Origin of the sequence: Albidovulum sediminis (assembly GCF_025380365.1) — a bacterium.
Taxonomy (GTDB): domain Bacteria; phylum Pseudomonadota; class Alphaproteobacteria; order Rhodobacterales; family Rhodobacteraceae; genus Albidovulum; species Albidovulum sediminis.
Window position 1 is genome coordinate 807,202 of sequence record NZ_JAOCQF010000001.1, and the last position, 21,639, is coordinate 828,840.

At 68.5% G+C, this 21,639-nt stretch carries 16 protein-coding genes and 1 other RNA gene; 11 read left to right on the plus strand and 6 right to left on the minus strand.

The features are described from left to right. The first annotated feature begins 67 nt into the window (after positions 1-67). Positions 68-2,437, plus strand: a complete 2,370-nt coding sequence (locus N5I32_RS03980; protein WP_261494097.1) for an ATP-binding protein — start codon at positions 68-70, stop codon at positions 2,435-2,437. Here the strand turns inward: N5I32_RS03980 and N5I32_RS03985 are convergent. Continuing rightward, a complete protein-coding gene (locus N5I32_RS03985) occupies positions 2,419-3,009 on the minus strand; it encodes a hypothetical protein (protein WP_261494098.1) in 591 nt (196 codons plus the stop codon). The two genes, N5I32_RS03980 and N5I32_RS03985, sit on opposite strands and share 19 nt — an antisense overlap. Before the next feature lie 207 nt (positions 3,010-3,216). Here N5I32_RS03985 and recA point away from each other — a divergent pair, with 207 nt between their 5' ends. From recA to N5I32_RS04005, 4 genes are all read left to right on the plus strand, one after another. After that, positions 3,217-4,287 carry a recombinase RecA gene (gene recA, locus N5I32_RS03990; RefSeq protein ID WP_369414241.1) on the plus strand — a complete coding sequence of 357 codons (1,071 nt, stop codon included), beginning with the start codon at positions 3,217-3,219 and terminating at the stop codon, positions 4,285-4,287. 260 nt (positions 4,288-4,547) lie between these two features. Beyond that, positions 4,548-7,208: an alanine--tRNA ligase gene (gene alaS / locus N5I32_RS03995; protein ID WP_261494099.1), complete on the plus strand. Its 2,661-nt coding sequence runs from the start codon at positions 4,548-4,550 to the stop codon at positions 7,206-7,208. Next, positions 7,205-7,501 carry a DUF1330 domain-containing protein gene (locus N5I32_RS04000; protein ID WP_261494100.1) on the plus strand — a complete coding sequence of 99 codons (297 nt, stop codon included), beginning with the start codon at positions 7,205-7,207 and terminating at the stop codon, positions 7,499-7,501. The genes alaS and N5I32_RS04000 overlap by 4 nt, the downstream gene beginning before the upstream one ends. 175 nt (positions 7,502-7,676) lie before the next feature. Beyond that, positions 7,677-8,453: a class II glutamine amidotransferase gene (locus tag N5I32_RS04005; protein ID WP_261494101.1), complete on the plus strand. Its 777-nt coding sequence runs from the start codon at positions 7,677-7,679 to the stop codon at positions 8,451-8,453. A 6-nt stretch (positions 8,454-8,459) separates the two neighbouring features. Here the strand turns inward: N5I32_RS04005 and typA are convergent, their stop codons facing one another. The 4 genes from typA to ssrA all read right to left on the minus strand — a co-directional run bounded on the left by typA (position 8,460) and on the right by ssrA (position 11,942). Continuing rightward, entirely contained in the window at positions 8,460-10,277 is a 1,818-nt protein-coding gene (typA, locus tag N5I32_RS04010) for a translational GTPase TypA (protein ID WP_261494102.1), read from the minus strand. A gap of 93 nt (positions 10,278-10,370) precedes the next feature. Further along, positions 10,371-11,027, minus strand: coding sequence for a DUF1194 domain-containing protein (locus tag N5I32_RS04015; protein WP_261494103.1), 657 nt, complete (start codon positions 11,025-11,027; stop codon positions 10,371-10,373). A 69-nt stretch (positions 11,028-11,096) separates the two neighbouring features. Beyond that, entirely contained in the window at positions 11,097-11,522 is a 426-nt protein-coding gene (locus tag N5I32_RS04020) for an ester cyclase (RefSeq protein ID WP_261494104.1), read from the minus strand. 65 nt (positions 11,523-11,587) lie between these two features. Next, positions 11,588-11,942, minus strand: a transfer-messenger RNA (tmRNA) gene (ssrA, locus tag N5I32_RS04025). Between the two features lie 105 nt (positions 11,943-12,047). Between ssrA and bcoG the strand changes: the two genes are divergently transcribed. Genes bcoG through N5I32_RS04040 form a run of 3 tightly spaced genes read left to right on the plus strand, consistent with a single transcriptional unit; the run spans position 12,048 to position 15,219 of the window. Further along, positions 12,048-12,965, plus strand: coding sequence for a 3-dehydrocarnitine:acetyl-CoA trimethylamine transferase BcoG (gene bcoG, locus N5I32_RS04030; RefSeq protein WP_261494105.1), 918 nt, complete (start codon positions 12,048-12,050; stop codon positions 12,963-12,965). 35 nt (positions 12,966-13,000) lie between these two features. Further along, a complete protein-coding gene (locus N5I32_RS04035) occupies positions 13,001-14,461 on the plus strand; it encodes a carnitine 3-dehydrogenase (protein WP_261494106.1) in 1,461 nt (486 codons plus the stop codon). Continuing rightward, positions 14,458-15,219 carry an SDR family oxidoreductase gene (locus N5I32_RS04040; RefSeq protein WP_261494107.1) on the plus strand — a complete coding sequence of 254 codons (762 nt, stop codon included), beginning with the start codon at positions 14,458-14,460 and terminating at the stop codon, positions 15,217-15,219. The genes N5I32_RS04035 and N5I32_RS04040 overlap by 4 nt, the downstream gene beginning before the upstream one ends. A 44-nt stretch (positions 15,220-15,263) precedes the next feature. On the opposite strand, the gene betC is transcribed toward N5I32_RS04040, so the two are convergent. Continuing rightward, complete coding sequence (gene betC, locus N5I32_RS04045; protein ID WP_261494108.1) at positions 15,264-16,772, minus strand: choline-sulfatase; 1,509 nt, start codon at positions 16,770-16,772, stop codon at positions 15,264-15,266. A 94-nt stretch (positions 16,773-16,866) separates the two neighbouring features. On the opposite strand from betC, the gene N5I32_RS04050 reads away from it, so the two are divergent. The 3 genes from N5I32_RS04050 (at position 16,867) to N5I32_RS04060 (ending at position 21,494) form a co-directional block, all read left to right on the plus strand. Further along, positions 16,867-17,808, plus strand: a complete 942-nt coding sequence (locus N5I32_RS04050) for a LysR family transcriptional regulator (protein WP_261494109.1) — start codon at positions 16,867-16,869, stop codon at positions 17,806-17,808. Continuing rightward, positions 17,792-19,807, plus strand: a complete 2,016-nt coding sequence (locus N5I32_RS04055; protein ID WP_261494110.1) for a CocE/NonD family hydrolase — start codon at positions 17,792-17,794, stop codon at positions 19,805-19,807. The genes N5I32_RS04050 and N5I32_RS04055 overlap by 17 nt, the downstream gene beginning before the upstream one ends. A gap of 100 nt (positions 19,808-19,907) precedes the next feature. Then, positions 19,908-21,494: an ABC transporter substrate-binding protein gene (locus N5I32_RS04060; RefSeq protein WP_261494111.1), complete on the plus strand. Its 1,587-nt coding sequence runs from the start codon at positions 19,908-19,910 to the stop codon at positions 21,492-21,494. The last annotated feature ends 145 nt before the right edge of the window (positions 21,495-21,639 follow it).

The following is a 21,639-nucleotide window of genomic DNA, read 5'->3' on the forward strand; positions in this document are numbered from 1 at the left end:
CCTATGCCTTCGACAGCAAACGGGAGGGTGCCGTGTGACGGGCAAGCCGCGGCCAGCGGACCTGCAGATGGACATGACGGGCACGCGCGCGCCCTACAGCTCGGTTCTGGCCGGGGGCGGCATCCTTCTGTCGGTCCTGGCCTACCTTGCCGCGGGAACGGCCACGGGCGTCGTGCTCCTGACCTCGTCGGCCACGCTCGTGGCACTCGGGATCATCCTGCTCGCCCGGCGACTGCGCCGGCAGAGCGACGACAGGCGGTTGTCGCAGGCGCTGTCGAACTTCCTCGCGCATGACGGCATCGCCAGTTTCCGCGAAACCCCCGATGGCGAGATCGCGGAGCGCAACGCCGCCGCCGCGGCCGACTTCGGCGGCAACGGGCGCACCCTGTCGGAGGTGCTGGGCGGCGTGGTCGCCGCGCCCGCCCCGATCCTGAACCGGCTGCGCATCGCGGCCGGCCGCGATGGCGTCGCGCAGGAGGATGTGGTGACCGCGCGCGGCCATCTGCGCATCCTCGCCCACCGCACCGGCGCGGGTGGCATCCTGTGGCGGATCGACGGCATCGGCGAACGGGCGCAGGCGACGCGCCCCGGCGACCAGATCGGCCTGCCGATGATGGTTGCCTCCGCCGCCGGGAACGTGCTGTTCATGAACGAGGCGCTGCGTCAGCTTCTGGGCGCGCGTGTCGGCACGCTTCAGGCTGTGTTCACCCGCCTGCCGGTCCATGGCGGCGAGATCCGGGAGCTTCAGACGGCGGCGGGGCGCCGGCGCGTCCTTGTCGCCGAGGTCGCCCGGCCGGGCCAGCGGCGCGACCTTTTCCTCATCCCCGTACCGGACGAGATGGGCGGGCGCGACGGGGCCGGGCTCGGCGCCGCCGCCGTGCTGCCGGTCGCCCTTCTGCTTCTGGCCCGCGACGGCTCGGTGATCGAGGCCAACGCCGCCGCGCGCGCGCTCATCGGCGAGGTCGTCGCGGGGACGGCGCTGCCGGACCTGCTGGACGGGCCGGGCCGCCCCGTCGCCGACTGGATCGCCGACGCGGTCGCCGGGCGGGCCGAGGGGCGCCCCGAGGTGCTGCGGCTGCGCCGGTCGGAGGCCGACGCCTTCCTGCAGGTGACGCTGTCGCGGACGATGACGCCCGAGGGCACCGGGCTGATCGCGATCCTGTCGGACGCGACCCAGCTCAAGACGCTCGAGGCGCAGTTCGTGCAAAGCCAGAAGATGCAGGCGATCGGCCAGCTTGCCGGCGGCATCGCGCATGACTTCAACAACCTCCTGACCGCGATCAAGGGGCATTGCGACCTGCTGCTGCTGCGGCGCAGCCAGAGCGACCCGGACTATGCCGATCTCATGCAGATCAACCACAACGCCAACCGCGCGGCGAGCCTGGTGGGTCAGCTTCTGGCCTTCTCGCGCAAGCAGACGCTGCGCCCGCGCGTCCTTGACCTGCGTGAGGCGCTGGCCGATCTCGCCCATCTCCTGAACCGGCTGGTGGGCGAGAACATCCGCCTCGTGCTTGCCCACGATCCGGACCTGCGCCCGATCCGGGCCGACCGGCGGCAGTTGGAACAGGTCATCATGAACCTGGTCGTCAACGCGCGCGATGCGATGGCCGCGGGCGGCACGATCCGGATCACCACCGCGAACCTGCGCCTGGAGGAGGAGTTGCGGCGCGACCGCGCGACCGTACCCGCGGGCGACTATGTGCTGGTCTCGGTCGCGGACGAGGGGACCGGGATCGCCCCGGAGCGGATCGAGAAGATCTTCGAGCCCTTCTTCACCACCAAGCGCCAGGGCGAGGGGACCGGGCTTGGCCTGTCGATGGCCTACGGCATCGTCAAGCAGACCGGGGGGTTCATCTTCTGCGACAGCCGCCCGGGCGAGGGTACGACCTTCCGCCTCTATTTCCCCGCCCACGCCGCGGACGAAGCGGCCGAGCCCGACCCCGACACGACTCCCGCCCGGCCCTCGGCCCCGGCGCCGGTCCGGCGCGGCAACGCCACCATCCTTCTGGTCGAGGACGAGGCGCCGGTGCGCGCCTTCGCCGCCCGCGCGCTCAGGATGCGCGGCTATGCGGTCTTCGAGGCCGACTGCGGCGAGGCCGCGCTCGCGCTGCTGGAGGATCTGTCGCTGTCCTTCGACGTGTTCGTGACCGATGTCATCATGCCCGGCCTCGACGGCCCGACCTGGGTGCGCCGGGCGCTGGAGGGCCGCCCCGCGACCCGCGTCGTGTTCATCTCGGGCTACGCGGAGGACAGCATCGCCGAAACCCGCGACCGGGTGCCGAACTCGGTCTTCCTGCCCAAGCCCTTCTCGCTCGCCGATCTGATCCGCACGGTCCAGGACCAGCTGGGCCAGGAACCGCCCGCCGCCGATTCCGTGCAAGGCGCGGGTGGGGCGGGCGCGCAAGCGGCAGGAGACGGTCAGTCGAGTGCGGCATAAAGCGCGAAGTCTTCCGCGCGCGCCTCGCGCAGCCGTGCCTCGGTCGCGGCGGTCAAGTGCGTGGCACCCTCGGGCGAGACGTTGAGCCGCGGCAGAACGATCTCGAAGTCGAGCCTGTCCTCGAGGAAATCGATGAAGGCGCGGATGTTCTCGTAGCGGAAGACCCGGTCGATGCCCGGCCCCTTGCCGGGGTCGAGAAAGCGCGCCTGACTGCCGACATCTGCAAAGGCGGGGCAGGGGTCGGAGAGATGCGCGGTCACGAAGGCGTCGAAGTCCATCCCCTGGGTGGAGCGTTCGCGGACCGGGATCGAGTCGCGCTGGCGGTAGCGATACCAGCTGCCGAGCCAGTCGATCGGCTCGCGCATCAGCGCGACCACGGTGAAATCCTCCCCCGCGGCCGAGCGCAGGTAGGGCGCGAGGAACCGCTGGTATCGGCGCACCGGCGTATGCTTCAGCGCCGGCGGGTTCTGGATCGAGACATTGGCAAGCGGCTGCAAAGCCGCCTCGATCGCGGTCGTGCCGGTCTTCGGCGTGGCCAGGAAAACCAGCCGTTCCTTCCAGAATACGAGCATTCCCTTCCCTTTTTCATCCATCGCACGGGTTTGCCCGTCTGGCCTTAACTAAACTTTAACCGGGAAAAGAAAAAGTCGGGTTCAGGAAGAAATGGATTGAAATGTTCCTGTTTTGTCCGCATAGATATGCGAACAAGACAAGAACAAATGGCAGGATCGCCCGCAGGATTGCCCCCCGTGGCGGGCTATGGAATAAGGAAGCAACCCGTGGCAGCAGCGACCCTTTTCGACATGAACGACAAACGCAGTGCGGACAAGCAGAAGGCGCTCGATTCGGCGCTGGCGCAGATCGAACGGCAGTTCGGCAAGGGCTCGATCATGAAGCTCGGCGCCGACAACCCGGTGATGGAGATCGAGGCGACCTCGACCGGCTCGCTCGGGCTCGACATCGCGCTCGGCATCGGCGGCCTGCCCAAGGGCCGGGTGGTGGAGATCTACGGGCCGGAAAGCTCGGGCAAGACGACGCTCACGCTGCATGTGGTGGCGGAAGAGCAGAAGAAGGGCGGCGTCTGCGCCTTCGTCGACGCCGAACACGCGCTCGACCCGCAGTACGCCAGGAAGCTGGGCGTCAACCTCGACGAGCTGCTGATTTCGCAGCCCGACACCGGCGAACAGGCGCTCGAAATCGTCGACACGCTGGTGCGTTCGGGCGCGGTTAGCCTGGTCGTGGTCGACAGCGTCGCCGCGCTGACCCCCAAGGCCGAGATCGAGGGCGACATGGGCGACGCGACCGTGGGCGCGCAGGCCCGCCTGATGAGCCAGGCCATGCGCAAGCTGACCGCGTCGATCAGCCGGTCGAACTGCATGGTGATCTTCATCAACCAGATCCGCATGAAGATCGGCGTCATGTTCGGCAACCCGGAGACGACGACGGGCGGCAACGCGCTGAAGTTCTACGCTTCCGTCCGGCTCGACATCCGCCGCATCGGTGCGATCAAGGACCGCGACGAGGTGGTGGGCAACACCACCCGCGTGAAGGTCGTCAAGAACAAGGTGGCCCCGCCCTTCAAGCAGGTCGAGTTCGACATCATGTACGGCGAAGGCATCTCCAAGACCGGCGAGCTGATCGACCTTGGCGTCAAGGCCGGCGTGGTGGAGAAGTCGGGCGCCTGGTATTCCTACGGCGACGAACGGATTGGCCAGGGGCGCGAGAACGCCAAGCAGTTCCTGCGCGAACACCCCGACGTAGCCCATGCGATCGAAGACAAGATCCGCGCCAGCCACGGGCTCGACTTCGGCGCCTCGGGCGACGAGGGCGAGGACGTGATGGAGGCCTGAGCGCCGCAATTCCGCAAGGATCGAAGGGCCGCTCCGCGCCGGGGCGGCCTTTCTTCCTGGCGTCCCCTTTCCTTCCGGGAAGGCCCCGGATCACGGCTTGCGGCGCCGCCGGCTTGCGCCCCGCGCAGGGTCCTTGCCCCGTCAGCCGGCTGGTCCGGTCCCCGCCTGCGCCGCGGCCAAACCCTTGCTGGACAGGGGCGGCGACGGGGGATAAGAAACCCGGGCCGATTTCCTCGCAAGACCCCGGGAGCCGCCGAAACATGGCCAGCCTGAACGACATCCGCTCGACCTTCCTCGACTTCTTCCGGCGCAACGACCACCGCATCGTGGCGAGCTCTCCGCTGGTGCCGCGCAACGACCCGACGCTGATGTTCACGAACTCCGGCATGGTGCAGTTCAAGAACCTGTTCACCGGGGTGGAAACGCGCGACTACGTCCGCGCCTCGACCGCGCAGAAATGCGTCCGCGCGGGCGGCAAGCACAACGACCTTGACAACGTCGGCTACACCGCGCGGCATCATACCTTCTTCGAAATGCTGGGAAATTTCTCGTTCGGCGATTATTTCAAGGCGCAGGCGATCCCCTATGCCTGGGAACTGCTGACCAGGGATTTCGGCCTGAACAAGGACCGGCTCCTGGTCACCGTCTACCACACCGACGACGAGGCGGCAGGCATCTGGAAGAAGGTCGCGGGGCTTTCCGACGACCGCATCATCCGCATCCCGACCGACGACAATTTCTGGCGGATGGGCCCGACCGGCCCCTGCGGCCCCTGCACCGAGATCTTCTATGACCACGGCGACCACATCTGGGGCGGCCCTCCGGGTTCCGCGCAGGAGGATGGCGACCGCTTCATCGAGATCTGGAACCTCGTCTTCATGCAGAACGAGCAGTTCGAGGACGGCTCGATGCGCGCGCTCGACATGCAGTCGATCGACACCGGCATGGGGCTGGAGCGGATCGGCGCGCTTCTGCAGGGCAAGCACGACAACTACGACACCGACCTGATGCGCAGCCTGATCGAGGCCTCGGCGCACGCGACCTCGACCGACCCCGACGGGACCGGCAAGATCCACCACCGGGTGATCGCGGACCACCTGCGCTCGACCTCGTTCCTGATCGCGGACGGCGTCATGCCCTCGAACGAGGGGCGCGGCTATGTGCTGCGGCGGATCATGCGCCGGGCGATGCGGCATGCGCACATGCTCGGCGCGCAGGACCCGGTCATGCACCGTCTGGTTTCGGCGCTGGTGCGGCAGATGGGCGGCGCCTATCCGGAGCTTCAGCGCGCGCAGGCGCTGATCGAGGAGACGCTGAAGCTGGAGGAGACGCGCTTCAAACAGACGCTCGACCGCGGCCTGCGGCTTCTTGACGACGAACTGGCGAAACTGGGCGAGGGGCAGGCGCTGCCGGGTGCCGCGGCCTTCCGGCTTTACGACACTTACGGCTTCCCCCTCGACCTGACGCAGGACGCGCTGAGGGAGAAGGGCCGCGCGGTCGATGTCGCGGGCTTCGATCACGCCATGGCCGAGCAGAAGGCGAAGGCGCGCGCCGCCTGGTCCGGATCGGGCGAGGCGAAGGACGCGCAGATCTGGTTCGACCTTGCCGAGAAGCACGGGCCGACGGAGTTCCTGGGCTATGACACCGAAACCGCCGAGGGGCAGATCGTCGCCCTGGTCGCCGATGGCGTGGAAACCGGCGCGGCGGCAACGGGTGCGAAGGTGCAGATCGTCGTCAACCAGACGCCCTTTTACGCCGAAAGCGGCGGGCAGGTGGGCGACAGTGGCCTGATCCGCACCGATACCGGCATGGCGACCGTGACCGACACGAAGAAATCGGCGGGCGTCTTCATCCACATCGCCGAGGTGACCGAGGGTGAGATCGCCCGCGGCCAGCCCGCCAAGCTCGAGGTTGGCCACCGCCGCCGCAGCGCGATCCGCGCGAACCATTCGGCCACCCACCTTCTGCACGAGGCGCTGCGCCGCGCGCTTGGCGACCATGTGGCGCAGCGCGGCTCGCTCAACGCCGAGGACCGGCTGCGTTTCGACTTCAGCCATTCGAAGGCGCTGAGCCTTGCCGAACTGGCCGGGGTGGAGGCGGAGGTGAACGCCTTTATCCGCCAGAACGCCCCGGTGGAGACGCGGATCATGACGCCTGATGACGCCCGCGCGCTGGGGGCGCAGGCGCTCTTCGGCGAGAAATACGGCGACGAGGTGCGGGTGGTCTCGATGGGTACCCTCGCCGGGTCGGGCAAGGGCCAGGACGGCGACACCTATTCGCTGGAACTGTGCGGCGGCACCCATGTGGCGCGCACCGGCGACATCGGCGCCTTCGTGACGCTGGGCGACAGCGCGTCCTCGGCCGGCGTCCGCCGGATCGAGGCGCTGACCGGGCAGGCGGCGCTCGACTACCTGCGCGCGCAGGATGGCCGGCTGGCGGAAACCGCGCTGGCGCTCAAGGCGCAGGCGGCGGATGTGCCGGCGCGGGTGAAGGCGCTGCTGGACGAACGCAAGGCGCTTCAGAACGAGGTGGCGCAACTCCGCCGGGAGCTTGCAACCTGGGGTGGGGGCACGGGGCCGGAAGCCCGAGAAATCAATGGCGTGCGCTTCATTCCTCAGGTGGTTTCCGGGGTCACGGGCCGCGATCTTCCGGCGCTGGTTGATGATCTGAAGGCGCGGGTCGGGTCAGGCGTGGTGCTGGTCGTCGCCGACACCGGCGGCAAGGCCGCGGTGGCCGCAGGCGTGACGCAGGACCTGACCGCGCGGCTTTCGGCCGTCGACATCGTCAAGGCCGCGGCCGAGGCGCTTGGTGGCAAGGGCGGCGGCGGGCGGCCCGACATGGCGCAGGCCGGGGGGGCGGACGCCTCGAAGGCCGATGAGGCAGTGAAGGCCGCCGAAGCCGTGATTGGAGGGGTGAAATGAGCGAGACAAAGGGTGCGTTCTGGATCGCGCATGTGAAGGTGCTGGACGCCGAGCGTTACGGCAAGTACGCGGCCCTGGCGGGCCCTGCGATCGCCAAGCACGGCGGCACCTTCCTGGCCCGCGGCGGCCGCTATGTGCAGCTTGAGGGCAACGACCGGCCGCGCAATGTCGTGGCCCGCTTCCCCTCGCTCGAGGCCGCCGTCGCCTGCTATCACAGCCCGGAATATCAGGAGGCGCTGTCGCATGCGCGCGGCGCGTCCGAGCGCGACCTGATGGTGGTCGAGGAGGGCTGAGGCCCCGCCGCGGCGACGCGCGCCGGACAGCGCCGGGATTTGACGGGCCGCCGCGCCGGGTGTATCCCGGCGTCAAGACCGCAACGGTTTGTCAACCGCAGGCGGCGACACTGGGCCGGTGACGGCCGGAGGCGGCAGAGATGACGACACGACAGATGGCGAGGGCCTGAGCGCGATGTGCCGCTGGGCCGCCTACACGGGCCAACCGATCCTGCTTGAGGAGGTCGTCTGCCGGCCCGGTCATTCGCTGATCGAGCAAAGCCACGGCGCCACGCAAAGCAAGACCGCGATCAATGCCGACGGCTTCGGCATCGCCTGGTATGGCGAGCGGCCCGAACCGGGGCTCTTCCGCGACATCCTGCCGGCGTGGTCCGACCCCAACCTGCGCTCGATCACCGCACAGGTGCGCTCAAGCCTGTTCCTTGCCCATGTCCGCGCCTCGACCGGGACGGCCACCAGCCGCAACAACTGCCACCCCTTCGCGGTCGGGCGCTGGTCCTTCATGCACAACGGCCAGATCGGCGGGTTCGAGCATCTGCGGCGCGAGGTCGACATGATGATCCCCGACGCGCTCTATCCCCAGCGCCGGGGCGCGACCGACAGCGAGGCGCTGTTCCTGGTGGCGCTGAGCGAGGGGCTGGAGGAAGACCCGATCGGCGCCTTCGCGCGCGCGGTCGGGCGGCTGGAGCGGTTGTCGCGCGAACGGGGGGCGGAGCCGCACGTCAGGCTATCGGCCGCCTTCAGCGACGGCGAGACGCTTTATGCCTGCCGCTACGCGACGGACGAACATGCGCCCACGCTCTACCACCGCTGGTCCGAAACGTTCGGTGGCCGCGCCGTCGTCTCCGAGCCGCTGGAACTGGGCCAGTGCTGGGATGCGATCGACGCGGGCACCTTCTGCTGCTTCCGGGGGCAAGAGGTGCGCACCCACCCCTTCGCCCCGATCGTCTGAGCGCGTTCAGGCGACCTTCGCCTGGCGCTTGCGCTCGTGCGGGTCGAGGAAACGCTTGCGCAGCCGCACGATCTTCGGCGTCACCTCCACCAGTTCGTCGTCCTGCACATAGGCGATCGCCTCTTCCAGGCTCATCCGGACCGGCGGCGTCAGCCGCACCGCCTCGTCCGTGCCGGAGGCGCGGATGTTGGTCAGCTTCTTGCCCTTGAGCGGGTTCACCTCAAGGTCGTTGTCACGCGAATGCTCGCCGATGATCATGCCCTCGTAGACCTGTTCCTGCGCGCCGATGAAGAGCCGCCCGCGCTCCTCGAGGTTCCAGAGCGCGTAGGCGACAGAGACGCCGGCCTCCATCGAGATCAGGACGCCCTCGCGCCGGCCCTGGATCGGGCCCTTGTAGGGGGCCCAGCCGTGGAAGATGCGGTTCAGGACGCCGGTGCCGCGGGTGTCGGTCAGGAACTGCCCGTGATAGCCGATCAGCCCGCGCGAGGGGACATGGGCGACGATCCGGGTCTTGCCGACGCCGGCGGGCCGCATCTCCACCAGGTCGCCCTTGCGTTCGCCGGTCAGCTTGTCGATCACCGCGCCGGTATATTCGTCGTCGACGTCGATGATGGCTTCCTCGATCGGCTCCAGCCGCTCGGCCCCCTCCTCGCGCATGATCACCCGCGGGCGGGAGATCGACAGCTCGAACCCCTCGCGGCGCATGTTCTCGATCAGGACGCCCATCTGCAATTCGCCGCGCCCCGAGACGACGAAGGCCTCGCCCCCCGGCGTGTCTTCGACACGGATCGCCACGTTCATCTCGGCTTCCTTCATCAGCCGTTCACGGATGACGCGGGACTGTACCTTGGAGCCGTCGCGCCCGGCAAGCGGGCTGTCGTTGATGCCGAAGGTGACCGAGATGGTCGGCGGGTCGATCGGCTGGGCGGGAAGCGCGGTGTCGACCTCGGTCGCGCAGAGCGTATCGGCGACGGTCGCCTTCGACATGCCCGCAAGCGTCACGATGTCGCCCGCGTCGGCACTGTCGACGGCGGTCTGGCTGAGGCCGCGGAAGGCGAGGATCTTGGTGACGCGGAACTGTTCGATCCGCTCGTTCGTGCGCGAGAGCGCCTTGATCGTCTCGCCCACGCGAAGGGTGCCGCTCTCGACGCGGCCGGTCAGGATGCGGCCGATGAAGGGGTCGGCCGAGAGCGTGGTGGCGAGCATGCGGAACGGCTCGGCCGCGCGCGCGATCTGCTTCGGCGCCGGGACATGGCGCACGACCATGTCGAAGAGCGCCGCGAGGTCCTTGCGCGGGCCGTCAAGGCTTTCGTCGGCCCAGCCCGACCGGCCCGAGGCGTAGAGATGAGGGAAGTCGAGCTGGTCATCGTCGGCGCCGAGGTTGGCGAAGAGGTCGAAGACCTCGTTCAGAGCGCGGTCGGGTTCGGCGTCGGGCTTGTCGACCTTGTTCAGGACGACGATGGGCCTGAGCCCCAGCGCCAGCGCCTTGGAGGTGACGAATTTCGTCTGTGGCATCGGCCCCTCGGCCGCGTCGACCAGAAGCACGACCCCGTCGACCATGTTCAGGATGCGCTCCACCTCGCCGCCGAAGTCGGCGTGGCCCGGCGTGTCGACGATGTTGATGCGCGTGCCCTTCCATTCGACCGATGTGCATTTCGCCAGGATGGTGATCCCGCGCTCGCGCTCGATGTCGTTGGAATCCATGGCCCTTTCGGCCACGGCCTGGTTTTCCCGGAACGCGCCGGACTGCTTGAGAAGTTCGTCGACAAGCGTGGTCTTGCCATGGTCGACGTGCGCGATGATCGCGATGTTGCGAAGGTCCATAAGTCCGCCTTGATCCTGAGGTTGGCGCCCCGATAGAGGAAATCGGAGGCAAAGGCTAGGCCCCCGGGGCGGTCGGGCCCCAATCATGGCGGTTCAGCCGATCGGGCGGCCGATCTCGCGCAGGATCTTGGCCCGGATCGCCTGCGGATAGTCGACATGCCCGCTGACGGCCATCACGAAGCCGCCGGGGCTGATGACGAAGCGCTGGTAGAAGACGGTGATCGAGATGCCGATGCTTTCGATCGCCAGCGCGTTGATCTCGATCCCCGCCGCCAGCGCGCGCGTCCGGAAGGGCGCAAGCGGCAGCCCCGCGTTCTGCGCGCCGTCGCCCGAGATGTCGATCACCCGGCGCCGGCAATCGGCGACGGGGCCGAAGCGGTCGGCGGCAAAGCCCAGCGCCTCGCCCACCGCGGTGTCGGCGCCGGCATAGGCGCGGGGCAGGGCGCGCACCTCCTCGGCCAAGGCCAGCGCGTCGGCGGGGCTGTCGATGGCGCGCCAGTCGAGGCTCAGCGCCTGCATCCCCCCGGCCGACCATTGCATCAGCGCGATGCGGGCGCGGGCCTCGGCCAGCGCCTCGGCCACCTCGGGGTCGGCCAGCGCGTTCGCCGTCCCCTCCATCTGGATGCGGTATTCGCCCCCGTCGATGGAGCCCGAGACGTCGACCGAGAGCATCAGCGCGACATCGCAGGCCCGCGCGGCGGGCGCGGCAAGGGTCATGGCAAGAAGGCAAAGGCTGCGCAGGGGGGTCATGGGCCGATCATGGCGCGCGTCCTGCCGCCGGGCAAGCCGCCTCCGCGTATCCCCCCCAGCCCATCCCCCTCAGCCCATCCGTTCGCCCGACAGCAGCAGCAGGAACGCATCCTCGGGCAGAAGCCCCGCCTGCTGGAAGAAGGTGAGGAAGTCGAAGGCGTTGTAGGCCTCGGTGATCCTGCCGCCCTCGATCCGCATCATCACCTGGCCCGCCGCCGTCACCGGGCGCATGCTTTCGGCCGTCAGCGCGTGGACCGAGATCTGCGCCCAGAGCCAGTCGCCCATCTCCATCGAGCGGTCGATGCGGATGTCGAGGTTGCGGACGAGGGCGAGAAGCGCGGGCACCAGCGCCTTGAAGTCCTCCGGCCCCACCTGGCCGTCGGGCATCAGCCCATCGGCGCCGGTGCGCGGCGCGAAGTAGCGGTCGACGGCGTCAAGGTCAGCCTCGATCCAGACCTGCCTGTACCAGTCCTCAAGCAGCCTGAGCTTCGACATCGCGTCTTCCCTGTCCGCTTCCGCTGGGGCAAGCCTAGGGTGGCCGGGTTGACGAAGGGTAAAGGGGTGCAGGCTTCTGTTGCCAGGTGCCTGCGGACCCCGCCTCACGCGGCTAAGCGTGAGGACTTGGTTTCGGCGACCCGAACTGCTTACGCAGCCAGAGCCATTGCCGGAGCACGGTTGTTATTGGCAACTGTACTTTGCGGACCGATAACGGTGGCACCCCGCCGGGACAAAGCAAACCCCTTTAGGCGTTCGTCGATCCTGTTTCGGCCCCATGTCCCGCCAATACGGGGTCTGGTGGAGCCGCCGGGTACCGCCCCCGGGTCCGATCCGATTATTACGAGCGCGTTTATGTCCATAGTCCGGGCGAACCCGGACAGGCCGAATATAGGGCGCGACCGCCGCCGCCGCAAGGCGCTCTGCGGAGGGCGAGGAGTTTCGCAAAGAGAAAACATCGCTTCGCATCAGGCAAAGAAACGCCCCCCGGCGCGGATATAGTCTTCCAAACCACGGAGGAATCTCATGCCGCTTTCCATGAATCGCGAGGTCTTCATCACCTGCGCCATTACCGGCTCCGGCGCGACGCAGGACCGCAGCCCGCATGTCCCGCGCAGCCCCGAGCAGATCGCGAATTCCGCGATCGACGCGGCGAAGGCCGGGGCGGCCATCGTCCATTGTCACGTCCGCGACCCCGAGACCGGCAAGCCCTCGCGCCGGGTCGATCTGTACCGCGAGGTGACCGAGCGCATCCGCGAGGCGAACGTGGACGTGGTGCTGAACCTGACGGCGGGCATGGGCGGCGACATCGTCTTTGGCCCGACCGAGAACCCGATGCAGCTGAACCGGACCGCCACCGACATGGTCGGCGCCTCGGAACGGGTGGAGCATGTCGCCGAATGCCTGCCGGAGATCTGCACCCTCGACTGCGGCACGATGAACTTCGCCGAGGCCGATTACGTGATGACCAACACGCCCGGCATGCTGCAGGCAATGGGCCGGATGATGACCGCGCTTGGGGTCAAACCCGAGATCGAGGCCTTCGACACTGGCCACCTTTGGTACGCCAAGCAACTGGTCGAGGACGGCATCCTGACCGGCCCCGCGCTGGTGCAGCTCTGCATGGGCGTGCCCTGGGGGGCGCCGGACGACCTCAACACCTTCATGGCGATGGTCAACAACGTGCCGAAGGACTGGACCTTCTCGGCCTTCGCGCTGGGGCGCAACCAGATGGCCTATGTCGCGGCCGCGGTGCTGGCCGGCGGCAACGTGCGGGTGGGGCTTGAGGACAACCTCTGGCTTGGCAAGGGGCAACTGGCGACCAACGCCCAGCTTGTCGAACGCGCGGTGACGATCATCGAGAACATGGGCGCGCGGGTCATCGGACCGGATGAGGTGCGCGCAAAGCTTGGCCTGACCAAGCGCGCGCCGCGGGCGAAGTGACCGGGCGAAGCAGGGACCAACGGGAGAGCATGAGAATGGCGCGCAAGGCGGCGATTATCGGGGGCGGGGTCATCGGCGGCGGCTGGGCCGCGCGGTTCCTTCTGAACGGCTGGGACGTGGCGGTGTTCGACCCCGACCCGCAGGCCGAACGCAAGATCGGCGAGGTCATGGCCAACGCCCGCGCGGCGCTTCCCGCGCTTTCGGACGTGCCGATGCCGGCGGAGGGGCGGATCACCTTCTGCGGCACCCTCACCGAGGCGGTGGAAGGCGCGGACTACATCCAGGAATCCGTCTCCGAACGGCTGGACCTGAAGCACCGCGTCTTCGCGCAGATTCAGCAGGCGAGCCATGGGGTGCCCATCGGCTCCTCCACCTCGGGCTTCAAGCCGTCGGAATTGCAGGAAAACGCCGCCGACCCTTCGGTGATCTTCGTCGCCCACCCGTTCAACCCGGTCTACCTTCTGCCGCTGGCCGAGGTGGTGCCGAGCGCGAGGTCGGACGCGAAGGTGATTGAAAAGGCGAAGGAAATCCTGCGTGAGATCGGGATGTTCCCGCTCCACGTCCGGAAGGAGATCGACGCCCATATCGCCGACCGCTTCCTTGAAGCCGTGTGGCGCGAGGCGCTGTGGCTGGTCAAGGACGGCGTCGCCACGACCGAGGAGATCGACGAGGCGATCCGCATGGGCTTCGGCCTGCGCTGGGGCCAGATGGGACTGTTCGAGACCTACCGGATCGCTGGCGGCGAGGCGGGGATGAAGCACTTCCTCGCGCAGTTCGGCCCCTGCCTGACCTGGCCCTGGACCAAGCTGATGGACGTGCCGGAGTTCAACGACGAACTGGTGGACCTGATCGCCGGGCAGTCGGACGCGCAGTCGGGCAAGTATTCGATCCGCGAACTGGAACGCATCCGCGACCAGAACCTGATCGGCTTCATGCGCGCGCTGAAGGACCGCAACTGGGGCGCGGGCAAGGTGCTGCTGGAGCATGACGAACGCCGCCGCGCGACCTTCCACGACGCGGGCGCCGCGGCGACGGGCGCGCCCCTGGTCCTTGCCAACATGCAGGTGCTGCCGGGCTGGATCGACTACAACGGCCACATGACCGAAAGCCGCTACCTCTTCGCCGCGTCGGAGACATCGGACGCCTTCCTGCGGCTGATCGGCGCCGGGATGGACTATGTCGCGGCGGGGCACAGCTATTACACCGCCGAGACGCATATCATGCACCTGGGCGAGGCAAAGCTGGGCGACCGGCTGACCGGCACGCTGCAGGTGCTGGGCGTGGACGAAAAGCGCATCCATGCCTTCATCCGCATCCAGCGGGGCGATACGGTGGTGGCCAGCCTCGAACAGATGTTCCTGCACGTGGACATGAAGGTCGGCAAGGCCTGTCCGGCCGCGCCCGAGGTTCTGGCCCGGCTGAATCCGATCGCGCAGGCGCACGCGGGGCTGCCGCGGCCGGATGCGGCGGGCCGTCACGTCGGTCAGCGGAAGTGAGCGCGCGGGTCGTGATCACGGCCGGCGCCTCGGGCATCGGCCTTGCCATGGCGCGCGCCTTCGCGGCGCGGGGCGACCGGGTCTGGGTGACGGACGTGGACGCCGGCGCGGTGGCGGCGGTGCCCGAAGGCATCCGGGCCTCGCACGTCGACGCCGCCGACGAGGCGCAGATGGCGGCCTTCTTCGCCGAGGTCGGCGCGGCCTGGGGCGGGCTTGACGTGCTGTGCGCCAATGCCGGGATCAAGGGGCCGACCGCCGCGATCGAGGACATGGACCTGGCCGAATGGCACGGCTGCCTCGCCGTCAACCTCGACGGGGCGATGCTGGCGGCCAAGTACGCGACCCCCTTCCTGAAGGCGCAGGGGGCGGGGGTGATGCTTTTCACCTCCTCGACCTCGGGCCTTTACGGCACCCCCTTCCGCGCGCCCTACGTGGCGGCGAAATGGGCGGTGATCGGGTTGATGAAGACGGTGGCGATGGAGCTTGGCCCCTTCGGCATCCGCGCCAACGCGATCTGCCCCGGATCGGTCAACGGCCCCCGCATCGACCGCGTGATCGCGGCCGAGGCCGAGGCGAAGGGCATGACGGCGGAGGCGGTGCGCGCTGGCTATGCCGGGGGCACGGCCCTTGGCCGGCTGTCGGACGCCGAGGACATCGCCGCGATGGCCGTCTTCCTCGCCTCGGACGGGGCGCGGATGGTGTCGGGGCAGGCGATCACCGTCGACGGTTTCACCATCAACCCGGACCCCAAGGTATGAGGGCTGCGCCCGCGCAGGCCGGAATGTGCCGCGGGCGCGGGCGGTCACTCTCCGCGCGGGAAGCGTTTGGAGCCTTCGAGGTCGTTCAGGTCCATGTGGTTGCGCATGTAGCGTTCCGAGGCGGCGCGCAGCGGCTGGTAATCCCAGGGGAAGTAGCTGCCGTTCCTGAGCGCCTCGTAGACCACCCAGCGCCGCGCCTGGCTTTGCCGCACCTCGGCGTCGAAGCGGGCAAGGTCCCAGCGCGCCTCGGACTTCACCTTCAGCGCGCTGAGCGTGCCCGCATGCGCCGGGTCGCCGGCAAGGTTGCGCAGTTCGTGCGGATCGGCCTCGAGGTCGAAAAGCTGGTCGGGGTCAAGCGCACAGCGGTTGTATTTCCAGCGCCCGTAGCGCAGCGAGACGAGCGGCGCATAGGACGCCTCGGCGGCGTATTCCATGCAGACCGGCGCGGTCCGTTCCGCCCCGCGCGCCAGCGGCAGCAGGCTTTCGCCGTCGGTCCAGGGCATCACCTCGTCCATGCTGACGCCGGCGAGGTCGCAGAGCGTGGGCGTCACGTCGATGGTGGAGACGGGCGCGTCGATGCGCTGCGGTGCCAGCCCCGGCGCGGCGATCATCAGGGGCACGCGGGCGGAGCCTTCGTAGAAGTTCATCTTGTACCAGAGCCCGCGCTCGCCCAGCATGTCGCCGTGGTCGGAGACGAAGACCACGACCGCCTCCTGCCGGGTCGCCTCCAGCACCGCCATCAGCCCGGCGATCTTGTCGTCGAGGTAGGAGATATTGGCGAAGTAGGCCCGGCGGGAGCGGCGGATGTCATCCTCGGTCACGGTGAAGTTGCGCCAGTCGTTGGCGTCGAAGATGCGCTGCGCATGGGCGTCGTGCGCCTCATAGGGCATCGCCGGAACCTCGGGCAGGAGGTGTTCGCAGCCCTCGTAAAGATCCCAGTACTTGCGCCGCGCGACGTAGGGATCGTGCGGGTGGGTGAAGCTGACCGTCAGGCACCAGGGGCGGGGGTCGGCGCCGCGGGCGAGGTCGTAGATCTTCTGCTCGGCGTTGAAGGCCACCTCGTCGTCGTATTCCATCTGGTTGGTGATCTCTGCCACGCCCGCGCCGGTGACCGAGCCCATGTTGTGATACCACCAGTCGATGCGCTCCCCCGGCTTGCGGTAGTCGGGGGTCCAGCCGAAGTCGGCGGGGTAGATGTCGGTCGTCAGCCGCTCCTCGAAGCCGTGCAGCTGGTCGGGGCCGACGAAATGCATCTTGCCCGACAGGCAGGTCTGGTATCCCGCCCGGCGCAGGTGATGGGCGAAGGTCGGGATGTCGGAGGCGAATTCGGCGGCGTTGTCGTAGACGCGCGTGCGCGAGGGCAGTTGCCCGGTCATGAACGACGCCCGCCCCGGCGCGCAGAGCGGCGAGGCGGTGTAGGTGTTGGCAAAGCGGACCGAGCGCGCGGCCAGCGCCTTCAGCGCAGGGGCATGCAACCAGTCGGCGGGACCATCGGGAAAGAGCGTCCCGTTCAACTGGTCGACCATCACGATCAGGATGTTGGGCAAGGTCATCGCGTCCTCGTATTTTACTGGCAATGTCATTCAAACAGAATATGCTGGAGTGCGAAAAGGTACAGAATTTCTATTGGGGACATAAACCAGATTTATGCAGGGGCTGGATCTTGGCGCGCTGGATCTGATTGCGGCGGTCGTGCGGACCGGGTCGCTGACGCGTGCGGCGGCACGGCTGGGGATGAGCCAGCCTGCGGTCAGCTATCGGCTGCGGCGGATCGAGGCGGGGCTTGGCTCCGCCCTCTTCGACCGATCCGCGGATGGCTGCACGCTGACGCCGTCGGGGGCGATCCTGTGGCGGGCGATCGAACCGGGGTTGAGCGCGATCGACGCCGCCGTGGCCGAGATCGGCGCGGCAAAGGGCGCGCGGGTGCTGCGCATCCTGACCGATTTCGCCTTCGCCGGATTCTGGCTGATGCCACGCCTTGGCCGCTTCCGGCTGGATCGGCCGGGGCTTCAGGTGCAGATCGTCGCGTCGCAGGCGCCGGGCCTGCCGCGGCCGGACGAGGTGGTGGTGCGCTTTGGCCGCGCGGCGACGATGCCCGAGGGCGCGCGCCTTCTGATGCCGGAACGGGTGGTGCCGGTGGCCGCCCCGATGAGCGCGGGGGCGCGGCGGGGGCCGGGGGCGGCGCCCCTGATCCATCTCGACGCGGAGGCCGGTGCGGAATGGCTGACCTGGGCGGGCTGGTTCGCCGCGCGCGGTGCGGCGATGCCGGGGCCGGAGGGGTCGGGGACGGAGAGGTCGGGGGCGGGGGACATCCGGCTCAACACCTACGACCTCGTCGTGCAGGCCGCACTCGACGGGCAGGGCGTGGCGCTGGGGTGGCGGCCGCTTGTGGATGCGCATCTGGCGGCCGGGCGACTGGTCGCTGCGGGCGGGGAAACCGAAACGCCCGCGACCGGCTACTGGCTGATTGCCGGGCCGGGTCCGGCGGCGGCGGAGTTCGCGGGCTGGCTGGCCGTGGCGGTGGCGGAGACGGATGGGCAGGCGCGCGAGGCCGCCCAACGGGAGAGAACGGATGAAGACGGTCACTGACTTTTCGCACCAGGTGGTCGAGGACCCCGACATGGGTATTGTCCTTGCCGACGGCTGCCGCCTGTCGGCGCGGGTGTGGATGCCGGCGGACGCACACGAGAACCCCGTGCCCGCGGTGATGGAATACATCCCCTACCGCAAGCGCGACATGATGCTGCCGCGCGACGAGCTGATGCACCCCTGGTTCGCCGGTCACGGCTATGCCGCCGTCCGTGTCGACATGCGCGGCTGCGGCGACAGCGAAGGGTTGATGGAGGACGAATACACCGAACAGGAACTGTCGGACGCCGCCGAGGTGATCGCCTGGCTGGCCGCGCAGCCCTGGTGCAGCGGCACGGTCGGGATGATGGGCAAAAGCTGGGGCGGCTTCAACTGCCTGCAGACGGCCATGCGCCGCCCACCCGCGCTGAAGGCGGTGATCAGCGTCTGTTCGACGGTGGACCGGTTCGCCGACGACATCCACTACAAGGGCGGCTGCCTTCTGGGCGAGAACTTCGGCTGGGCGGCGCAGATGATGTCCTACGCCTCGCGCCCGCCCGACCCGATGCTGGCCGGGAACTCCTGGCGCGAGCGCTGGTTCGAGCGGCTCGCGGCGCAACCGTTCCTTGCAAGGCGGTGGTTCGAGCATCAGGCCCGCGACGACTACTGGAAGCATGGCTCGCTCTGCGAGGACTACGGGTCGGTGACGGCGGCGGTCCTGTCCTTTGGCGGCTGGGCCGACAATTACATGAATACCGTCTCGCACCTCGTTGAAAACGTGAAGGCCCCGGTGAAGGGGATCGTCGGGCCCTGGGTGCACCAGTATCCCCATACCGCGCTGCCCGGCCCGGCGATCGGCTTCCTGCAGGAGGCGCTCAGGTGGTGGGACCGCTGGCTGAAGGATGTCCCGAACGGGGCGGAGGGGGACCCGGCCTATCGCGCCTACATGCTCCATTCGGCGCCGCCCGATGCGTCCTCCGCCTTCCGGCCCGGTCACTGGCTGGCCGAGCGCGACTGGCCCACCGCGCGGGTCACGCGCCGGGCGCTGGCGCTGTCGGCGGGCGGATTGCTGGGCGAGGCCCTTGGTGGGGGCGGTGGGGCGCTGGCGGTGCCGGTCTGCACGCCCCAGCACCTTGGCCTGCACGCCGGGGAGTTCTTTCCAATGGGCGGCAATGGCGAGATGCCGGGCGACCAGGCGGGCGAGGACGCGATGTCGGTCTGCTTCGACACCGCGGCCCTTGACGCGCCGCTCGACCTTCTGGGCGCGCCGGTGCTGCGGCTGCGCCTGCGGTCCGACCGGGCGCGCGCCTTCATCGTCGCGCGGCTTTGCGACGTGGCGCCGGACGGAAGTTCGGTGCGCATCTGCCACGGGATGCTGAACCTCTGCCATCGCGACAGCATGGAGCGGCCCGCTCAGGTGCCGGTGGGAGAGGAGATCGAGGTTGCGGTCACGCTCGACCAGACGGGTTACCGGCTTGCGGCTGGGCACCGGCTGCGGCTGGCGCTGTCGACGACCTACTGGCCCTTCGTCTGGCCGAGCGCGGAAGCCGCGACGCTGACGCTGGCGGGCGGCACGCTTGACCTGCCGGTGCATGAGGGCAGCACGGGCGACGAGTGGACCTTCCCCGAGCCCGAAGCGGCGCGGCCGTGGCGGCACCGGGTGCTGCGCCCCGAATCCTACGTTCGCCGGGTCGAGCATGATCTGGTCAGCGGCCGCCGCACGCTGGTGATGGAAGCGGATACCGGCGACTGCGAGAACCTCGACCACGGCTGGATCTGGGGCGACACGGTGAAGGAACGCTGGGGCATCGACCCCGACGATCCGCTCTCGGCCGCGGTCGACATCGAATGGGAGCAGCGGCACGGGCGGGGCGACTGGTCGGCCAGCACCCGGATCGAGGCGCGGATGACGGCGACGCGCGACAGCTTCCGGCTTGTCGCCCAACTGATCGCGGTGGAGGGGGGTGCGGAAGTCTTCCGCCGCGCATACGACGAGGAGGTTCCGCGACATCATGTGTGATCCGCGAAGTTGGCGGCGGGCGGTATTTTCTGTTGACCATGGGGAACCATCCGCCATTATTGACTCAGCAATCAACAAAACTCTCAGGGAGACGAAGACGATGAAAGACGACCTTGCGATGCTGCTTGACCGCCTTGACGCGATGGGGCTGACCCGGCGCGGATTCATGGGGCGCGCGGCGGCGTTCGGCGCGGCGACCGCGCTTGGCACCACGCTGATGGGCGGTGCGGCGCGCGCGCAGGAAGCCAAGCGCGGCGGCGTGCTCAAGATGGGCCTTGGCGGGGGCGAGACGACCGACTCGCTCGATCCCGGCCTGTCCGACAGCCCGGTTCCGTTCTCGGTCAACCGCCAGTGGGGCGATACGATCGTGAACGTGACGCCCGATGGCCAGATCGAGCCGGCGCTGGCCGAAAGCTTCGAATCGAACCACGAGGGCACGGTCTGGACCTTCAAGATCCGTGAAGGCGTCAAGTTCCACGACGGTTCGGTAATGACCGCCGAGGACGTCGCGGCGACCTTCCGCCGCCATTCCGACGAGAATTCCAAGTCCGGCGCGCTTGGGATCATGCAGGGCATCTCCGAAATCGCGGTCGACGGGCAGAACGTGGTCCTGACCATGGCGACCGGCAACGCCGACCTGCCCTACCTGCTGTCCGACTACCACCTGGTCGTCCAACCCAAGGGCGGGGTGGACAATCCGGCGGCGGGGATCGGGACCGGCCCCTACAAGATCGTCTCGGCCGAACCGGGCGTGCGCTTCGTCTTCGAGCGCAACGCGGACGACTGGAACCAGAACCGCGGTTATTACGACGGGGTGGAGATCATCGTGATCAACGATGCCACCGCGCGGACGGCGGCGCTCCAGTCGGGGCAGGTCCACATGATCAACCGGATCGACCCGAAGGTGGCCAAGCTCCTGTCGAAGGCGCCGGGGGTGCAGGTGACGCATGTCGCGGGCCGCGGGCATTACGTCTTCATCATGCACACCAACACCGCGCCCTTCGACAACAAGGACCTGCGCAACGCGCTGAAATGGGCGATCAACCGTCAGGAACTGGTCGACAAGATCCTCGACGGCTTCGGCAGCGTCGGCAACGACATCCCGATCAACGCGGCCTATCCGCTGTTCGACGGCGGCCTGGAACAGCGCGAATACAACGCCGAGAAGGCGGCCGAGCTTTACAAGGCGTCCGGCCACGACGGCAGCCCGATCGAGCTTCTGGTGGCGGACGGTGCCTTCCCCGGCGCGGTCGACGCGGCGCAGCTGTTCCAGCAGTCCGCGCAGGCGGCGGGCATCCCGCTCGAGGTCAAGCGCGTGCCGGATGACGGCTACTGGTCGGACGTCTGGAACGTGAAGCCGTTCTGCGCCTCCTACTGGGGCGGGCGGCCGGTGCAGGACCAGATGTATTCGACGGCCTATCTGTCGACCGCGGACTGGAACGACACCCGCTTCAACAACCCGGAATTCGACGCGTTGCTGCTTGAGGCGCGCGCCGAGACCGATCTGGCCAAGCGCAAGGAAATCTATGCGAAGATGGCCGCGATCCTCTGGGACGAGGGCGGCGTGATCTGCCCGATGTTCAACGACTTCATCGACGCGCACGGCGAGGCGATCGCCGGGTGGATCGAGGATCCCAACTACGAGATGATGGGCGGCTGGGCCTCGTCGAAGACCTGGTTCGCCTGAACCGGCCAAAAGACCCTGTCGCGCGTCTCGGGCGCGCGGCAGGGTGATCCGGCGACGTAAAGTTTCGTGGGTGCCGGGTATTTTATTTGATTATTGCGAGGCTCTTGTTACCCAATACCAACCACAAAAAGATCACGCAGGGGAG

What these genes read in the sequence shown, in the direction of transcription:
- N5I32_RS03980 (WP_261494097.1), top strand. Translation starts at nt 68, where the DNA reads ATGGACATGACGGGCACGCGCGCGCCCTACAGCTCGGTTCTGGCCGGG.
- N5I32_RS03985 (WP_261494098.1), bottom strand. Translation starts at nt 3,009, where the DNA reads ATGCTCGTATTCTGGAAGGAACGGCTGGTTTTCCTGGCCACGCCGAAG.
- alaS (WP_261494099.1), top strand. Translation starts at nt 4,548, where the DNA reads ATGGCCAGCCTGAACGACATCCGCTCGACCTTCCTCGACTTCTTCCGG.
- N5I32_RS04000 (WP_261494100.1), top strand. Translation starts at nt 7,205, where the DNA reads ATGAGCGAGACAAAGGGTGCGTTCTGGATCGCGCATGTGAAGGTGCTG.
- N5I32_RS04005 (WP_261494101.1), top strand. Translation starts at nt 7,677, where the DNA reads ATGTGCCGCTGGGCCGCCTACACGGGCCAACCGATCCTGCTTGAGGAG.
- typA (WP_261494102.1), bottom strand. Translation starts at nt 10,277, where the DNA reads ATGGACCTTCGCAACATCGCGATCATCGCGCACGTCGACCATGGCAAG.
- N5I32_RS04015 (WP_261494103.1), bottom strand. Translation starts at nt 11,027, where the DNA reads ATGACCCCCCTGCGCAGCCTTTGCCTTCTTGCCATGACCCTTGCCGCG.
- N5I32_RS04020 (WP_261494104.1), bottom strand. Translation starts at nt 11,522, where the DNA reads ATGTCGAAGCTCAGGCTGCTTGAGGACTGGTACAGGCAGGTCTGGATC.
- bcoG (WP_261494105.1), top strand. Translation starts at nt 12,048, where the DNA reads ATGCCGCTTTCCATGAATCGCGAGGTCTTCATCACCTGCGCCATTACC.
- N5I32_RS04035 (WP_261494106.1), top strand. Translation starts at nt 13,001, where the DNA reads ATGGCGCGCAAGGCGGCGATTATCGGGGGCGGGGTCATCGGCGGCGGC.
- betC (WP_261494108.1), bottom strand. Translation starts at nt 16,772, where the DNA reads ATGACCTTGCCCAACATCCTGATCGTGATGGTCGACCAGTTGAACGGG.
- N5I32_RS04050 (WP_261494109.1), top strand. Translation starts at nt 16,867, where the DNA reads ATGCAGGGGCTGGATCTTGGCGCGCTGGATCTGATTGCGGCGGTCGTG.
- N5I32_RS04055 (WP_261494110.1), top strand. Translation starts at nt 17,792, where the DNA reads ATGAAGACGGTCACTGACTTTTCGCACCAGGTGGTCGAGGACCCCGAC.
- N5I32_RS04060 (WP_261494111.1), top strand. Translation starts at nt 19,908, where the DNA reads ATGAAAGACGACCTTGCGATGCTGCTTGACCGCCTTGACGCGATGGGG.